This window comes from Flavobacterium sp. 1355 (assembly GCF_017833415.1).
GTDB lineage: Bacteria > Bacteroidota > Bacteroidia > Flavobacteriales > Flavobacteriaceae > Flavobacterium.
In genome coordinates, this window is sequence record NZ_JAFICC010000014.1 from 148,821 (window position 1) to 165,289 (window position 16,469).

Annotated in this window: 13 protein-coding genes and 3 tRNA genes; 11 read left to right on the forward strand and 5 right to left on the reverse strand. The window is 35.1% G+C overall.

Going from position 1 to position 16,469, the window contains the following annotated elements; genetic code table 11:
- Positions 1-9: 9 nt before the first annotated feature.
- From JOD96_RS18270 to JOD96_RS18295, 6 genes are all read left to right on the forward strand, one after another.
- Positions 10-1,569, forward strand: coding sequence for a RagB/SusD family nutrient uptake outer membrane protein (locus JOD96_RS18270; RefSeq protein WP_209565661.1), 1,560 nt, complete (start codon positions 10-12; stop codon positions 1,567-1,569).
- Between the two features lie 18 nt (positions 1,570-1,587).
- Positions 1,588-2,652, forward strand: a complete 1,065-nt coding sequence (locus tag JOD96_RS18275) for an IPT/TIG domain-containing protein (RefSeq protein WP_209565662.1) — start codon at positions 1,588-1,590, stop codon at positions 2,650-2,652.
- 86 nt (positions 2,653-2,738) lie between these two features.
- Positions 2,739-3,989 (forward strand): fasciclin domain-containing protein, encoded by a 1,251-nt coding sequence (locus JOD96_RS18280; RefSeq protein ID WP_209565663.1) that lies wholly within the window; start codon positions 2,739-2,741, stop codon positions 3,987-3,989.
- A 103-nt stretch (positions 3,990-4,092) separates the two neighbouring features.
- Complete coding sequence (locus JOD96_RS18285) at positions 4,093-5,325, forward strand: glycoside hydrolase family 27 protein (RefSeq protein WP_209565664.1); 1,233 nt, start codon at positions 4,093-4,095, stop codon at positions 5,323-5,325.
- 11 nt (positions 5,326-5,336) lie between these two features.
- Complete coding sequence (locus JOD96_RS18290) at positions 5,337-6,302, forward strand: glycoside hydrolase family 5 protein (protein WP_209565665.1); 966 nt, start codon at positions 5,337-5,339, stop codon at positions 6,300-6,302.
- A gap of 602 nt (positions 6,303-6,904) precedes the next feature.
- Positions 6,905-7,975, forward strand: coding sequence for an outer membrane beta-barrel protein (locus tag JOD96_RS18295; protein ID WP_209565666.1), 1,071 nt, complete (start codon positions 6,905-6,907; stop codon positions 7,973-7,975).
- Positions 7,976-8,371: 396 nt separating this feature from the next.
- Here JOD96_RS18295 and JOD96_RS18300 read toward each other — a convergent pair whose 3' ends face one another.
- The 5 genes from JOD96_RS18300 to JOD96_RS18320 form a co-directional block, all read right to left on the reverse strand.
- Positions 8,372-9,277: an N-acetylmuramoyl-L-alanine amidase gene (locus tag JOD96_RS18300; RefSeq protein WP_209565667.1), complete on the reverse strand. Its 906-nt coding sequence runs from the start codon at positions 9,275-9,277 to the stop codon at positions 8,372-8,374.
- Between the two features lie 33 nt (positions 9,278-9,310).
- On the reverse strand, positions 9,311-9,856 hold the full coding sequence (locus JOD96_RS18305) for a hypothetical protein (protein WP_209565668.1): 546 nt from the start codon (positions 9,854-9,856) through the stop codon (positions 9,311-9,313).
- Between the two features lie 41 nt (positions 9,857-9,897).
- Positions 9,898-11,211 (reverse strand): 30S ribosomal protein S12 methylthiotransferase RimO, encoded by a 1,314-nt coding sequence (gene rimO / locus JOD96_RS18310; RefSeq protein WP_209565669.1) that lies wholly within the window; start codon positions 11,209-11,211, stop codon positions 9,898-9,900.
- Positions 11,212-11,373: 162 nt separating this feature from the next.
- The gene (locus JOD96_RS18315; RefSeq protein WP_209565670.1) at positions 11,374-12,876 is read right to left on the reverse strand and encodes an OmpP1/FadL family transporter; all 1,503 of its coding nucleotides are present in this window, start codon (positions 12,874-12,876) and stop codon (positions 11,374-11,376) included.
- A gap of 45 nt (positions 12,877-12,921) precedes the next feature.
- A complete protein-coding gene (locus JOD96_RS18320) occupies positions 12,922-13,923 on the reverse strand; it encodes a hypothetical protein (RefSeq protein WP_209565671.1) in 1,002 nt (333 codons plus the stop codon).
- Between the two features lie 101 nt (positions 13,924-14,024).
- Here JOD96_RS18320 and proS point away from each other — a divergent pair, with 101 nt between their 5' ends.
- The 5 genes from proS to rpsT all read left to right on the forward strand — a co-directional run bounded on the left by proS (position 14,025) and on the right by rpsT (position 16,284).
- Positions 14,025-15,503: a proline--tRNA ligase gene (gene proS, locus JOD96_RS18325; RefSeq protein ID WP_209565672.1), complete on the forward strand. Its 1,479-nt coding sequence runs from the start codon at positions 14,025-14,027 to the stop codon at positions 15,501-15,503.
- A 78-nt stretch (positions 15,504-15,581) separates the two neighbouring features.
- Positions 15,582-15,653: transfer RNA gene (locus JOD96_RS18330), tRNA-Glu, on the forward strand.
- 40 nt (positions 15,654-15,693) lie between these two features.
- A tRNA-Glu gene (locus JOD96_RS18335) sits at positions 15,694-15,765 on the forward strand.
- Between the two features lie 42 nt (positions 15,766-15,807).
- Positions 15,808-15,879: transfer RNA gene (locus JOD96_RS18340), tRNA-Glu, on the forward strand.
- A gap of 153 nt (positions 15,880-16,032) precedes the next feature.
- On the forward strand, positions 16,033-16,284 hold the full coding sequence (gene rpsT, locus JOD96_RS18345) for a 30S ribosomal protein S20 (protein ID WP_160375900.1): 252 nt from the start codon (positions 16,033-16,035) through the stop codon (positions 16,282-16,284).
- The last annotated feature ends 185 nt before the right edge of the window (positions 16,285-16,469 follow it).

Consider the following 16,469-nt stretch of genomic DNA (forward strand, 5'->3'; position numbering starts at 1 on the left):
AAAACTATTATGAAAATATATAAAATAAAATTTAAAAGCCTGGCAGTTTTGGTTTTGCTGGCTATATCTGCTTCATGTAGTGATGATTATTTAGATCGACCTACAATGGATGGTTATGTAAGTGATAATTTTTATACCTCTGATGAGCAGGTACAACGTAGTACTTACGGAATGTACGGCAGAATGTGGGCGCCCTTTTTTACAAAATGTTTCTTTGCGCTTTCTGAAATGTCATCTGGAAACTGTTGGTCAAATGTAGACGGAAACGAAGTCATTCAGTTTAAATTAACTTCAGACAGTTTTATTCTGTCAGATCCGTGGAGATCTTGTTTTGGAGTTATTGCACAATCCAACGACTTAATAAATAATCTGGATCGAAATGCGAAAGAAGGCGTAAGTCCGGCGGTTATTAAAAACACCATTGCCGAAGCCCACTTTTTTAGAGCGGTATCGTATTTTTATTTAGTTCGTTTGTTTGGTCCGGTGCCTATTATCGAAGATAACTTAGCACTTGCCCAAAACCCTATGGTCAACAATAACAGAATTGAAGATGTATATAAATTCATCGAAAATGACTTAAAATACGCAGCTGCCAACCTGAAACAAAAAGTGAGAGTAAGGGGCGGAAGTTTAGAAAACGTTTTTCTGTCACAAGGAGCTGCCGAGGCTTTTTTAGCTAAAGTTTATCTTTATGAAAAAGATTATCCAAATGCAAAAGCGATGGCTGAAAAAGTTATTAATTCCGGAGAGTTTGGGCTTTTGCCTAACTACGCCGATTTATTTTTGACGAGTAAAAATAATAACGAAGAGTCTATTTATTCCTGGCAATGGTCTGGAGCCGTAAACGAATATCAGGCAGGAAATCCTTCGAATGTTCAATACGGTTTAGAAATTTTAAATAATGCCTCTTACGGAGCAGTTTATATTCCTTCTAATGATATTCAGGAAGCTTTTGAAGTAGGAGATGTAAGGCGAAAAGAATCGTATATGATCTATGGAGACAGCTACCCGAACTTACAGGCAGATGGTGTAATGGGTTTTACTTTAGATAAAACAAAATATCCAAGTGTTCTGGATGCAACAGGTGCGGCAGTAAAAAAATATGTTGTAGGTGAGGCAACAGGAGAAACAGGACCTGCAGACAACTGGGCTTCTATGAGCAACTGTAATTATATCATGCGTTACGCAGACTTGTTATTAATTCATGCCGAAGCGATTTTGGCAGGAGGCACAGAAACCCAGGATCCGGCAGCAAAAGCCTCTTTTAATAAAATTAGAAAAAGAGCGGGATTAGGAGAATTAGGACCTAATGTGCCGTTGACTAAAAAAGCTTTATTTCAGGAAAGAAGAGTAGAGTTTGCCTTTGAGGGAGAATATTGGTATGATTTAGGAAGATTGCCAAGAGCTGAAGCGATCGATATTATTTCGAAACAAGACCGAGGTTCTGATTATGAAGGAGTAAGGCATTATACGCCGGTAGAAACTGATTTCATTTTTCCTAAACCGGCAAATGATGTGAGAAAAAATCCAAAATTAAAAGAAGCTCCGGTTCCTTATGTTTTTAAATAAACTTTAAATAAAACAATTATGAAAACGATACAAAATATAATGTCATTGAAGTTTTATTTACTGGCTTCAGTTTCAATTTTCTTACTGAGTTCCTGCTCAAATGACGAAGGAGGTTCTTCGGGTAAGCTGGCCATTACAGGAATTACCAAAGCTGTAATCGATGATCCGTTGGTTGAGGGCGACAGACAAGTAGATGTTCCTACAGATGTGATCAATGCAGGAAACACTTATATCATTAGAGGTTCTGGTTTTTCTACCTTAAAATCGATATTCTTCAATGGATTAGAGTCTACTTTCAATCCAACACTGGTTACAGATAATGCTATTGTAATCAATGTAGATGCAGCCACTCCGTATTTCAATGAAATGGATGAGATTAAATTGGTTACCAATATCGGTACATTGGTTTATCCAATGAAAATCAGACCGCCTTTTCCGAGTATTTCAGGATTTCCAATCAATCCTAATCCCGGAGATATAATCACGATTACAGGAGAATATTTCCTTCGTCCGGTAGTGAATTTCGGAACAACAAGCGTAGAGCCTATTTCTTCTACATTGACAGAAATCACGGTAAAAGTGCCGGATAATATCCAGTACAAAAGTTTGTCTGTTACCAATGTTTCAGGAACAACGGTAGCAAGTCAAACCTTAGGAAGTGCCATCTATGATGATGTATATACGTCATTAAGTGATTATAATGGATTGTGGGACGGAACGAATCCTTATAATATTGCTTACGATAAAGATCCGAGCCAGGGTTCGAAATCTATCATGTGGGGAGCAGGTCAATGGAACGGATTATATATAGGAGTTGTAAATTCTAAATTTGATATTACTAAATATAAGGGAATCAGAGTAAGTCTGAAAGGGCAAAATTCAGGAAAAGTAGGCATATTTATCAATGGTAAAGATGCGGTAAAGCCAGCATTTGATTTTTCTTCGGAGTGGACTCATATCGAAATTCCGTTTAGTGCATTTGGTAATCCTACAGAACTGACTCAAATCACGTTTCAGGAATTTGGAGGCAAAGTAGGAGGAAATACTATTTACATTGACGATCTGGGCCTTATATTAAAATAGATCATTAGATTGAAAACGAATCATTTAAGTATGATGTGAATGATTCTTTTGTGGCTCTCAGAGATAAATTATTAAAAAGAAAACTTATGAAAATATTATATAAATTAAAATATATCGCATTGAGCGTCTTGCTGGTTTCGGCACTGTCTTCCTGCGATGACACTCTTCCGGATGTTGGAGGCGCAGCGCAAAATTACAATACTGCTTACGGTTTGATCAGAGCCAATACCAATTTGTCCAACTTTTCTAAAGCGATAGATTTAGCAGGATTGCAAACCACATTAGATACAGGAGAAAATTTCACCTATTTTATTCCTACAGATGCCGCACTCGACGCTTATTTAGTAAAAAGCGGTTACGTAAACGCACTCGGATATCCGGATATTAATCTGGTTCCCGTAGATGCATTAAAACAATTGGTGTTAAGCCATGTCGTAAAAGGAGTTAAAAAGAGAGTTGGAAAACTAGCCGGCATTGAAGCAGATTATTTGGAAACGAGTGAATTGTCAACAATGGCGAATCAGGCCAATCCAGATCTTTATTTATTAGGAGTAAATGTTACCGATGGAATCTTAAAAGTAAACGGATCTGATAAACCTGCAGTAGGTTTGGATTACTTCGGAAATAACGGTTTTGTAAATGTCTTAGACAATGTAATATCGCTAACGCCACCTGCGCCTGTAGTTTCAGGTTTATCTGCAGCTTTTGCATCGCCTGGAGATGTAATTTCTATTAAAGGTTCAAATTTCGTAAAAGTTTCTTCAGTTAAATTTGGAGACAAAGCCGTTACGTATACTGTCGTTTCAAATACAGAAATACAAGCAACAGTACCGGCAGATTTTGGTTCGTATGCGCTTATTACAGTGCAAACCGCTTACGGAAATTCAAATATTGCCACCATTGGCGTTAAATATTTACTATTTGGAGATGATTTCTCAGGATCGCCAACTCCGGTTTCAACCTGGAATTGGGGAGGAAACGAAGACTTCCAAAGTACAGAACAGGTAAACAGAGGTACAAAATCAATAAAAAGAGTAAATGTTGATGCCTGGAGCGGATTGTATATTGGTTTTAACCCAATCAATGTTGCCGATTACAGTTATTTAAAAATTTCTATTTATTCAACCAAAACCACAAGAGTTTTATTCTCAATAGGAAAAACAGAAGATGGTTCTGGTAAAGCTATAGATATTAAAGCAGGAGAATGGAATAATATTTCGATTCCGTTTTCAGATCTCCATACCAACGAGTTAGGTACAACTTTCAATTCTTTATTTATGAAAGAATATTCAGGAGAGCCGGGAACTGTATATCTTGACGATGTAGGATTCTTGTAAAAAAAATAAGCGTTTGCTTTGTTTGAGTTTTGTTATAAGTATTCCCTAATCTACTCAATTAGGGAATACTTTTTTTAAATAGAATTTAATTTGAATTTTAATCATGAAAAAAATCATTTTAGTATTGGCTTTAAGCTTGTCTGTCTTAGGATTCAGTCAGGGAAATACACACAACCAAATCGGAGGAAAATTTGAAGGGCTTGCCATGACGCCGCCAATGGGCTGGAATTCATGGAATACTTTTGCAACCAATATCGATGAGAAATTAGTAAAAGAAACTGCAGATATTATGGTTTCGTCAGGATTGGCTGCCGCTGGTTATAATTATATTGTTTTAGATGATGGCTGGATGGCAAAAGAGCGCGATGCAAATGGGGATTTGGTTCCTGATCCTGCAAAATTCCCTAACGGAATGAAAGCCGTAGTAGATTATGTACACAGCAAAGGATTGAAGTTTGGGTTGTACAATTGTGCGGGAACGCAAACCTGCGCCGGATATCCGGGAACGCGTGGTTACGAATATCAGGATGCAAGATTTTATGCCAAATTAGAAATTGACTTTTTAAAATACGATTGGTGCAACACCAAAGGCATTACAGCGCCAGAAGCTTATACTACAATGAGCAACGCCTTAAAGACAGCCGGAAGACCTATTGTATTTAGTCTTTGCGAATGGGGAGACAATCAACCTTGGGAGTGGGGAAAACCGGTAGGAAATCTTTGGAGAATTTCAGGAGATATTTATCCTTGCTTTGATTGTGAGTTCAAACACCCTGAAAATTGGTCTTCATGGGGATTTATGAAGATTGCCGAAATGAGAAAAGACATTCGTAAATATTCCGGTCCCGATCATTGGAATGATTTTGATATGATGGAAGTTGGAAACGAAATGAATAATACTGAGGATAAATCGCATTTTGCAATGTGGTGTATGCTGTCATCACCTTTGTTTACAGGAAACGATTATAGAAAAATGTCAAAAGAAACCCTGGCAATCCTGACAAATAAGGAAATGATTGCTGTAAATCAGGATAAACTAGGGATTCAGGGATTTAAATATTCAGCAGAAGATGGGGTAGAAGTTTGGGTAAAACCACTTTCAGATAATAATTGGGCAGTAACGTTTTTGAACAGAAGTGATGCTGCAAAGAAAATAAACTTTGATTGGAAAAAACATTCATTTAAAGATACTGATTTTGGTTACGAGGCCGATTTTTCAAAAACACTTTTTAAAATAAAGGATTTATGGAAAAACAAAGAAATTGGTAATACAAAAAAGAACTACCTTGCAGATCTGGCTTCGCATGACTCAGTTACATTGAGATTAATTCCGTAAAATAATTCAGTATGAAATCAAAAAGTAAACTTTTTATTATTGTCTTATTATTAATATTTGGAATCTCTAACGCCCAGTTTGTAAAACAACATGGGCAGCTTAGTGTTCAGGGAACTCAGTTGACAGACAAAAATAACAATCCAATCGTGTTGCGAGGAATGAGTTTTGGATGGCATAGCATGTGGCCAAGATTTTATAATGAAAAAGCAGTCAGTTGGCTAAAAAAAGATTTCAATTGTAATGTTGTTCGTGCGGCAATGGGTATTGAACTTGGAGAAAAAGCATATATTAAAGATTCGCTGTTTTCTAAGCAGAAAATCGAAGCCGTTATAAAAGGAGCCATAAAGGCCGATATCTATGTTATAGTAGATTGGCACAGTCATAATGTTAATCTAAAAGAAGCAAAAGCTTTTTTTGCTGAGGTTTCAAAAAAATACTCCAAATATCCTAATATTATATATGAAGTTTTTAATGAACCTGATTATGAAACCTGGCCCGAAGTTAAGGCTTATGCCGAAGAAGTAATCAAAGTCATCAGACATAATGACCCGGATAATATTATTTTGGTAGGCAGTCCGCATTGGGATCAGGATGTAAATCTTCCTGCTTCAGAGCCTATAAAAGGATTCAATAATATAATGTATACAATGCATTTCTATGCTGCAACTCATGGCAAAGAATTGAGAGACCGTACAGATGAAGCAATAAAAAGCGGACTTCCAATATTTATTTCAGAATCTGCAGGTATGGAAGCGACAGGTGATGGTCCTTTAAATATCAAAGCATGGGAAGAATACATCGATTGGATGGAATCCAGAAAATTGAGCTGGGTTACCTGGTCAGTTTCTGATAAAGATGAAACCTGTTCTGTTTTAAAGAAAACAGCAAAATCTGAAGGAAAATGGAAAGATGAAGATTTAAAAGAATCCGGAATTAAAGTACGTGAGTATCTAAGAAGGTATAATACTAAGCAATAACAAGAAATTAATATAAATTACAAGGCCTGTTCATTTGAACAGGCTTTTTTTTATTCTAATTTTTTCTTCTGTTATAAAAATTCGCCATGACAAATACACTGTTTTGTTGTAGCTGTTTTGATGATTTATTTGTAAGAATGTAAAATCGAATTTTGATTTGGTGTATTAAGTCATAAAACCAAGCGCTTTTGTGGTTTATTTTTTTATTTTAAATCAATACCCCTATTTTTAAAAGGGGTATTTGGATTTTTTATATGTATTTTTCTGTTTTTTAATTCAAAACGAGTATAGTTTTTTGATTTAACCTATAGTTTTTTCTTATAAACTTTAAAATAGTGTTATTGAATTTTCAAAAATAAAATAAGATAAATGTCAAATAGTGATTATTAAGAAGTTAATTTTTGTAATCCGTAATTCTTGTCTTAAAACTTCAAAAAAGCAGTTTTCAATTCTTCTACTCTCACAAAAGTTAATAAATTCGCTAATGAAAATGAAGAGGATAAAGACGTGAATTTGAGGTTTTAGAAATGACTTATACTATTAAATAGATATATAAAAGATTAACTAACCAGAATCAATTAATAACTAAACCAATTTAAAACATGAAAAAAGTATTTCACATTTTAGCCGCGATGTTAACCAGTTCTTTTGTATTTGCCCAGGAAGATAGTGAAACACCTAAAAGCCCGGCAACTACTTTTGCAGGATCTGCCGATGCGTATTATAAATATGATTTTTCAAAACAAATGAATGGATTAACGAGCTTTACCAACTCACAAGATTCATTCGAATTAGGAATGGCGTCCATAGAAGCTTCTCACTCATTCAAAAAAGGATCTGTTTTTGTAGATTTAGGTTTCGGAAAAAGAGCAGGAGAATTTTCATATAATGAAACAACAGATAAAGATATTACAGCAAAATTTTTAATTAAACAATTGTATTTTACGTATGAGATAACAGACAAGTTTAAAGTAGTAGCCGGTAGTTTTAGCACTCATATTGGGTATGAATTATTAGATGCAGTAGATAATAAAAACTACAGTATGTCATACGCTTTTTCATACGGACCATTTTTTAATACGGGTGTAAAAGCACAATATACATCAGGAAAATTTACGGCTATGTTTGGAATAACAAATCCTACTGATTTTAAATCAGCCATGGATGCGGGTACAAACCAAAAAACGTATATAGGACAATTGGGATACATAGGAGAGACTGGTAGCGCTTATTTAAATTTCACATCGGGAAGTACTAATCCTGTATCTTCCGAAAATAAAACGCAATTTGATCTTGTAGCTACAAAATCTATAAATGATAGTTTCGGACTTGGATTCAATGCTACTTATGCTCAGTCAAAAGATGATTTTGACAGTACATTAGACGGAGAGTGGTTTTCTTTAGTAGGATATGCTAATTATTCATTCAAAGAAAATTTATCCCTGGCTTACAGAATTGAATATTTTGATGCTAAAGATGCTTTAAATCTTGGAACTCTAAACGGATCAAGTGTATTTGGAAATACAGTTTCGCTAAATTACAAAGTTGGTAATCTGACAATTATTCCTGAGTTAAGATATGACGCTGCTTCTGAAGATATTTTTGCAGATAGTGACGCTCTTCCAACAGGCGGAATGTTTTTTGCCCTACTTGCTACAACATACTCTTTCTAGAGATAAAGATTGATATTTTTTTTTTTTTTGGAGCTGTCGGAACACATTAATTGTTCTGGCAGCTTTTTTATTTTGAAGTAAGAGTTATGTGTTAAAAGTTAGAAGTTAAGGGTTAAAAGTTAAAGGTTAAAAGTTAAAGGTTGGAAGTTAAGTGTTATGAGTTTAGAACGAGCCGAAATAATGCAATAGTCTTTGCTTAGTAAATTCTAAAACAAACTAGGGAAAATTTTTTTTATCCACAAAATCAAGTTTTAGTTTCTTCTTCTTCTTCAAGCTCATAACACTTAACTCATAACGTATAACTCATAACGCATAACTTCTAACTTTTACCCCTTAACTCCAAACATAAAAAAATCCGCAATTAAAATTGCGGATTTTTTTTGTTTGGAAAAACTGTTATTGAATCTGTTTTTTGTAAATAGAATAAATAGTATCTATTGTTTTTCGGTCCAAAACAGAAGTGGTATCAGTCTGTATATAATGTAATTTAAATGCCTGTATTGCTGCTGTAAGGTTTTTGGTATTATAACCAATAATTCGTAACGCAGGTTCTATTTTAAAATCAAAAGGGGCTTCTTCTAAAACTTCGTCGGGCCATATTCCGAATCCTTTTTCAGCTAATATTTTCCATGGAAATAATGCGCTTGGATCTTGTTTTCTGCCCGGAGCTATATCTGCATGACCCAAAATATTTTGAGTCGGAATGTTGTAGTCTTTTTTCAATTTAGTTAAAAGAGCAACCAAGCTGCTAATTTGTGCTTCTGTAAAAGGTTTAAAGCCATTATTGTCCAATTCAATACCAATAGAGCTTGAATTTAAATCAGTGTTTTTTCCCCACGTAGAAGCTCCTGCATGCCATGCTCTCAGATAATCATTAAGCATCTGAACTACTTTTCCGTTTTCCGAAATAACATAATGAGCACTAACCTGAGTTTTTGTCTTTGTAAAAGTGTTTATTGTTTGCTGAACAGAATCTTGTGCAGTATGATGGATGACAATAAAACTTGGTTTTCTTAAATTAAAGTTTACTGTGCCAATCCATTCTGTATTAATACCATTTAATAAAGCCGTTGAGCCGGTTTTTGATAAAGTATCTTTTATAATCCCTAATTGTCTCGCGTAGGTTGTATCAATAACTAACGGACTTACAGGAGGAATAGGTTGAACTTCTTTGCTCGTAATTTGATTTTCTAAAGTTTTAAGCTGTTGGTCGTAAGCTTTCTCAGTATTTTTATAGGGATTTGTAGAGCAAGAAGTGATAACAATTGCTAAAAGCAGATAACAAAAATGTTTTTTCATCATAATCAATTACATTTTGGAATTAGGTTTGGACAATTATTCCGGAGTTTTTCCTGTTTCTATGTCTTCCTTTACTTCCTTATTTTCTTTATTGTCTTTTTTCTTTTTTGATTTTTTGGTTTTTTTGATCTCTTTAAAATTATCCATAAAATTGGTATACTTTGCAACCTGATCTGGATTAAGGAAAGCAGTAATTTTTTTATTAGTACTTTCTCTTAGAGCTTTCATTTGCTCAATTTTTTCGTCCTGGCTGCTGCTTTCGTTTTTCAAAAGAACGCCTTGTTCTTTCATACTGTCAGCCAAAACATTTGTTATTGCTATTGCCTGCAGTTCATCAAGATTTACTTCGGGCTTCATTTGCTCAACAATCTTTGCTGCAGTTTCTTCAGCAGGTACTTCTTTTGGTTTACTTGGAGAACTCTGTGGTCCCTGCATCATACTCCTGTCCATTCCCATTCCGCCACCTCTTCCGTAACCGCCTCCACCATAGCCATTATTATATCCGTTTCCATATTGGGCAGAAACAGTGTTAATGCATAATAAGGCAAAAACCAAAAGAATCAAAGATTGAATAGACTTCATAAAAAGTATGTATCAAAAGTTAGCAAATATATATTGTAAATTTAAGCAGGTTCTCCGTATAAATCAAATTCTGTTGCTTCAATTATCTTAATGTTAACAAATTCACCGGTTTTTAAATAATATTTTGATGCATCAATCAAGACTTCATTATCAACATCAGGGCTGTCAAACTCTGTTCTGCCAACAAAATGCGCGCCTTCTTTTCTGTCAATAATACATTTAAAAACTTTTCCAACTTTTTCCTGATTCAGATCCCATGAAATTTGAGATTGCAATTCCATAATTTCATTTGCTCTGGCTTGTTTTACATCATCCGGAACATCATCCTCAAGTAAATAAGCATGTGTGTTTTCTTCATGAGAATACGCAAAACATCCCATTCGGTCAAACTTCATTTCCTGAACAAAATCTTTTAAGATTTCAAAATCTTCCTGGGTTTCGCCTGGGTAACCCACAATTAAAGTTGTTCTGATCGCCATTCCCGGAACAGCTGCACGGAAATCTTTTAGTAATTGTGTTGTTTTTGCCTGAGTTGTTCCACGGCGCATTGATTTCAGGATCGAGTCAGAAATATGTTGCAGCGGTATATCAATATAATTGCAAATCTTAGGTTCGCGTTTCATAATTTCCAAAACATCCATTGGGAAACCAGTAGGGAAGGCATAATGTAAACGAATCCATTCGATACCTTCTACTTTTACTAAAGCTTCTAATAGTTCACCAAGGTTTCTTTTTTTATAAAGGTCAAGACCATAATAAGTTAAGTCCTGTGCAATTAAAATTAATTCCTTAACGCCATTTTTAGCCAGACCTTCTGCTTCTTTAACTAATTTTTCAATTGGCTGTGAGACATGTGAACCTCGCATCAAGGGTATAGCGCAAAAACTGCAAGGTCTGTCGCAACCTTCAGCAATTTTAAGGTATGCATAATTTTTTGGAGTTGTGGTTAAACGTTCCCCAAGTAGTTCATGTTTATAATCAGCTCCTAAAGCTTTCAGTAATTGTGGTAATTCAGTTGTGCCAAAATATTGATCTACGTTTGGAATTTCTTTTTCTAAATCTGGTCTGTAACGCTCAGATAAACATCCTGTTACAAAAACTTTATCAACAAGTCCTTTGTCTTTTTTGTCTGCATATTCCAAAATCATGTTAACCGACTCTGCTTTGGCATTATCAATAAAACCACAAGTGTTTATTACAATAATGTTTCCTTCTCTTTCTGCAGGAGCTTCATGCTCAACCTCTTTTCCGTTTGCACGAAGTTGACCCATCAGGACTTCACTATCATACACATTCTTTGAACACCCAAGAGTGATTACGTTAATTTTGTTCTTTTTTAAAGACTTGGTTCTCATACTTTTATAAATTGGAGTGCAAAATTACACTTTTTTATTCAAACACCGCTTGTTTCCGTTTCTTTTAGCTGTTTTTTATGAGCAAAAATAGCTAAGCCGGATTAAAAAAAATCCGCCAGATTAATACCTGACGGAAATTTTCATTCATCTATTTATTTCTAATTACAATTCAAATAATAAGGTCAGGGAAACATTGTTCAGTTTTGATGTAATGTTTGCTCCATCTGTAAATCCACGTTCAAAAAATCCCTGATTTGATTTTCTTTCCAAATAAGAATATGCTAAATCTAATTTTGTCGAACCAAAATTATAACCCAAACCGCCAGAATAGCTATTTAAATCACCAATTGTAGTTCCGTTTTTATAAGGACTTCCTTCAAAACGATATCCGCCACGCAGACTTAGTTGTTTGATTTTATATTCTGCACCAATTCTTAATTCTCCTGCAGAAGTCAAATCGTTGCTTATGTCGCCGTTTAGTCTTCTAAAACCTTCGTCAGTTGTAGGTTTAAATTTTGTATTGCTGTAATCTTTAATAGAATAATCTACACTAATCAAACCAGATTTTCCAAATACATAGGCGCCACTAAAAGTAAATTTGCCAGGAGTTTGTAGTCTGTAAGGATCATAAACATTAATAATCTGTGGATTATTTGATGTGTTTATTGGCTGGCCTGTAGAAGCTTCTAAAGTAGTGTACAGGCTTTGTGAGATTTCATCATATAGCTCGTACCACGTATTTGATTCATATGCTAAACCAAGACGGAAAGATTCTGTAACTTTAGCAATGGCTCCAAGTTGAAAAGAAAATCCATTTCCATATGTATACTGTTCGTTGTTGAAATCTAAATTTGATATAGTATACCCCGGCAGGAGATCGTTATAATTTTCTTCATAAAAATTACTGGTTCTTCTGTAATCGGTAACATGAAAATTAAGGTTTGCACCTAAGTAAAGGCGGTCTTTAAATGATGTTGCTATATTGAAACTTACCTTGCTGTTGTATCCTCTTTCATTAATTACATTTTCGTGATAATAATTACCTCCGGCAGGAACATTAGTTGTATATTGTGTGTTGTTGTTAGTGTTTGATACAGGTTTAATAACCTGACCATAATTCCCAAAATCAGCTTGTTGTTCTGTATAAGTTAGATCACCGTAAGGAATGTTGTTTATTGTGCCTAATTCAACTCCATTTGCATACTCTAAAAAATAAGCATCTATAGATCTTGTTGGATTAGTTCCTGCAGAGAAAGTATTTTTATCAAAATTGTTTGTGGTTTCATAACTTGCTCCAATAGCAATTTTTTTCCAATTGCTATTCGGGCTTCTGTCGTGGAAAACAAAAACACCTCCCGCCTGGTTTAAAATAAAAGAGTTCTCTTTTTCGCTTGTCTGAGTTCCAAAATAATTAGAATTGTTTTTGATGTTTTGATTACTCAAAGTTACTCCAACCTGATTATTAGAAAACACGGCAGATCCTGCAGGGTTAACGCTTAGTGCAGATAAATCACCACCCACAGCTCCAAAGGCACCACCCATTGCTCTGAATCTTGCAGTTCCGGTTAAATTGTCCTGTGCATATCGCATAGCATCAGAAACTTCCTGAGAATGTGAGACGCTAAAAGATAGTCCTGTTATAAAAAGGAATAATATTTTTTTCATTTTGATTGAATTTTAGATGATTTATGGATTGGCTTACATAAGGAATTATCTTCTTCCTCCACCGCCACCACCGCCGTAAGATCTTCCTCCGCCGCCACCGCCAGATGATCTCATGCTTCCTCCACTGCTGTTTGATGAGCGTGATGGGTTAGGAGAGTAGCTTCTGGATGAATTGTTATTTGCGCCGTTGTTGTAGTTATAACTTCTGTTTGTTGTAGCCGCACTACCTGATCTTCTGTTAGAGTAATCGTAATTGCTATTTCCTTGTGTAGTGCTTCTTCTGTTAGTAAAAGTTGGGTTTGTTGATCTGCCATTTACAGAAGAACTTCTTCTAAAGTCAGTATAATCGCTTCTTCTATTTGTGTTATAGCTATTTCTGTTGGTATAGCTTCTGTTTGAATAACTTCTATTTGTAAAATTTCTGTTAGTATAGTCTCTGTTTGTAGTATAACTTCTGTTAGAAGCATAATTTCTTCCTCCATAGTATGAGGCAGAGCCTCTTCTTCCGTAGCTGTAAGAGTAATTATTATATCCATAATAGCCTCCTCCCCAGTATCCAGGATATCCCCATCCATAACCAGGTCCCCAATACCCGGGATAACCCCATCCATAACCAGGATAACCCCAATAACCGCCATATCCATAACCCCATCCGTAATAAGGATATCCAAATCCAAATCCGAATGACCATGTTGGGTTTGAGTAAAGGTTTACAGAAACTTCAGAACTGCTGCTTCCCCACGCAGGGTAAGCTGTAGCCACAGTTTGTGTACTGTCATTTTCAGCATAATTACCGTAATTATCTACATCTGTAAAAATTTCGGTTGGCTGATCGTCATCTTGTAAAGATTTAAAGTAATCCTTATATTGATTGTTGGTATTTGATGTATTTGTTTGTGCGTACGTGTTTGGTCTGTTACCATAAACTCCGTCATTATCATAATATGATGTATTTTGGTAAGAACCACACGATACTGCTAGAAAACTCAGTAATCCAATAAGGTAAAAATGACTAGAGTTTCGGCGAAAAGAAATATAAGTTTTCATATCTGTGGTGTTTTTTATTGTTGCACATTACAAAAATAGTTAGTTTTGTCAAACTATTTAGTTAAAATTATTAAAACAAAATTTGTGCCAAACTATTCAATATGAGTAAGAACCTCACTACAAGATCAGAAGATTATTCAAAGTGGTATAACGAGCTGGTTGTTAAGGCAGATCTGGCTGAAAATTCAGGAGTTAGAGGATGTATGGTTATCAAACCATACGGATATGCTATTTGGGAAAAAATGCAGGCTGAGTTAGACAGAATGTTTAAAGAAACTGGACATCAGAATGCTTACTTTCCTTTGTTCGTGCCAAAAAGCATGTTCGAAGCGGAGGAAAAAAATGCAGAAGGATTTGCGAAAGAGTGTGCTATTGTAACACATTACAGATTAAAAAATGATCCGGATAGACCTGGGAAATTAATGGTTGACCCGAATGCAAAGCTTGAGGAAGAATTAATCGTTCGACCAACTAGTGAGGCTATCATATGGTCTACATATAAAGGATGGGTACAATCTTATAGAGATTTGCCTCTATTGATCAATCAATGGGCAAATGTAGTGCGTTGGGAAATGCGTACACGTTTGTTTTTAAGGACTGCCGAATTTTTATGGCAGGAAGGTCACACTGCGCATGCTACAAAGGCAGAAGCATTGGAGGAATCTGAAAAAATGATGAATGTTTATGCAGACTTTGTTGAAAATTTCATGGCAATCCCGGTTGTGAAAGGTATAAAAACGGAAACTGAACGTTTTGCAGGAGCTGATGAAACTTATTGTATCGAAGCATTAATGCAGGACGGAAAAGCATTGCAGGCAGGAACATCTCACTTTTTAGGGCAGAATTTTGCAAAAGCATTTGATGTGAAATTTGCCAATGCAGAAGGAAAGCAGGAGCACGTTTGGGGAACTTCATGGGGAGTTTCTACCCGTTTAATGGGGGCTTTGGTTATGACACACTCTGATGATCAGGGGTTGGTTTTGCCTCCAAATTTAGCACCTATACAAGTTGTGATTGTTCCTATATACAAAACAGATGAACAATTGGCTGAGATTACATCTGCGGTAAATGACTTGACTGCCAAACTAAGAAAACTGAAGATTTCAGTTAAATATGATGACAGAACAACCCAGAAACCAGGCTTTAAATTTGCTGAGTGGGAATTGAAAGGAGTTCCTGTTAGAATTGCAGTTGGTCCAAAAGATCTGGAAAATGGGACTTTTGAAGTGGCTAGACGTGATACTTTGACAAAAGAAGTTGTTTCAGGAGAAGGAATTGTAAATTATATAAATGACTTGTTAGAACACATTCAAAACGATTTGTTTAATAAAGCATTGGATTATCGTAATTCTCATATTACGGAAGTTAATAGTTTTGAGGAATTTAAAGAGATATTAGATGGAAAAGGTGGTTTTGTTTCGGCTCATTGGGACGGTACAGCTGCTACTGAAGAAAAGATAAAAGACTTGACAAAAGCAACAATTCGTTGTATTCCTTTGAGTGCTGTTGAAGAGGCGGGAACCTGTGTATTTACTGGGAGTCCATCTACTAAAAGAGTGTTATTCGCGAAGGCATATTAAAAATTTTTGATTTTTTTTGCATCAGGTATTGTACATCTTAAAAATAGTTGTATTTTTGCATCCGCATTAGAGAAACACGGTCCGTTCGTCTATCGGTTAGGACGCCAGGTTTTCATCCTGGTAAGGGGGGTTCGATTCCCCCACGGACTACTTTTTTTTCTGCAAAATTAAGTTATTTACTTGATGTAATGGTCCGTTCGTCTATCGGTTAGGACGCCAGGTTTTCATCCTGGTAAGGGGGGTTCGATTCCCCCACGGACTACAATTTCAATTTTATTAGATTGAAGAAAACTTAGAAGAATATGGTCTGTTCGTCTAGGGGTTAGGACTCCAGGCTTTCGTCCTGGTAACAGGGGTTCGATTCCCTTACAGACTACTGAATTAGTTGTAAATAAGTTTTGTAAAATAAAAGTTGGTGTCTCGATTTTTATTTTATTAGTTAAAACCAAAGTGATTGTTTTGCAATTGTGGGAGGTTTTTCTTTTTTAACTAGTATTTATAATAATTATTACATCTAAAATTAAAAAAAATGGCAAATCATAAGTCAGCATTAAAAAGAATCAGAAGTAACGAAAAAAGAAGAGTTCTTAACAGATATCAACATAAAACTACTCGTAACGCTATCAAAGCATTAAGATTAGCTACTGATAAATCTGACGCTACTTCAAAATTATCAACTGTAATTTCTATGATTGATAAATTAGCTAAGAAAAACATCATTCATGATAATAAAGCTTCTAACCTGAAGTCTAAATTAACTAAGCACGTTGCTAAATTGTAATTAACTACAATTGAATAGATATATAAAAAGTCCTCTTTTGAGGACTTTTTTTGTTTATAATAAAATTAAATTCTTGTAAAAGAGAATAAATTACGGATCAACACGAAAACCTGTGGATTTTGAAAATTTAAGCATAAATATTAGTTAGCCTAAAAAGAAAAAATTCAATATTCCTTACTCCTCTG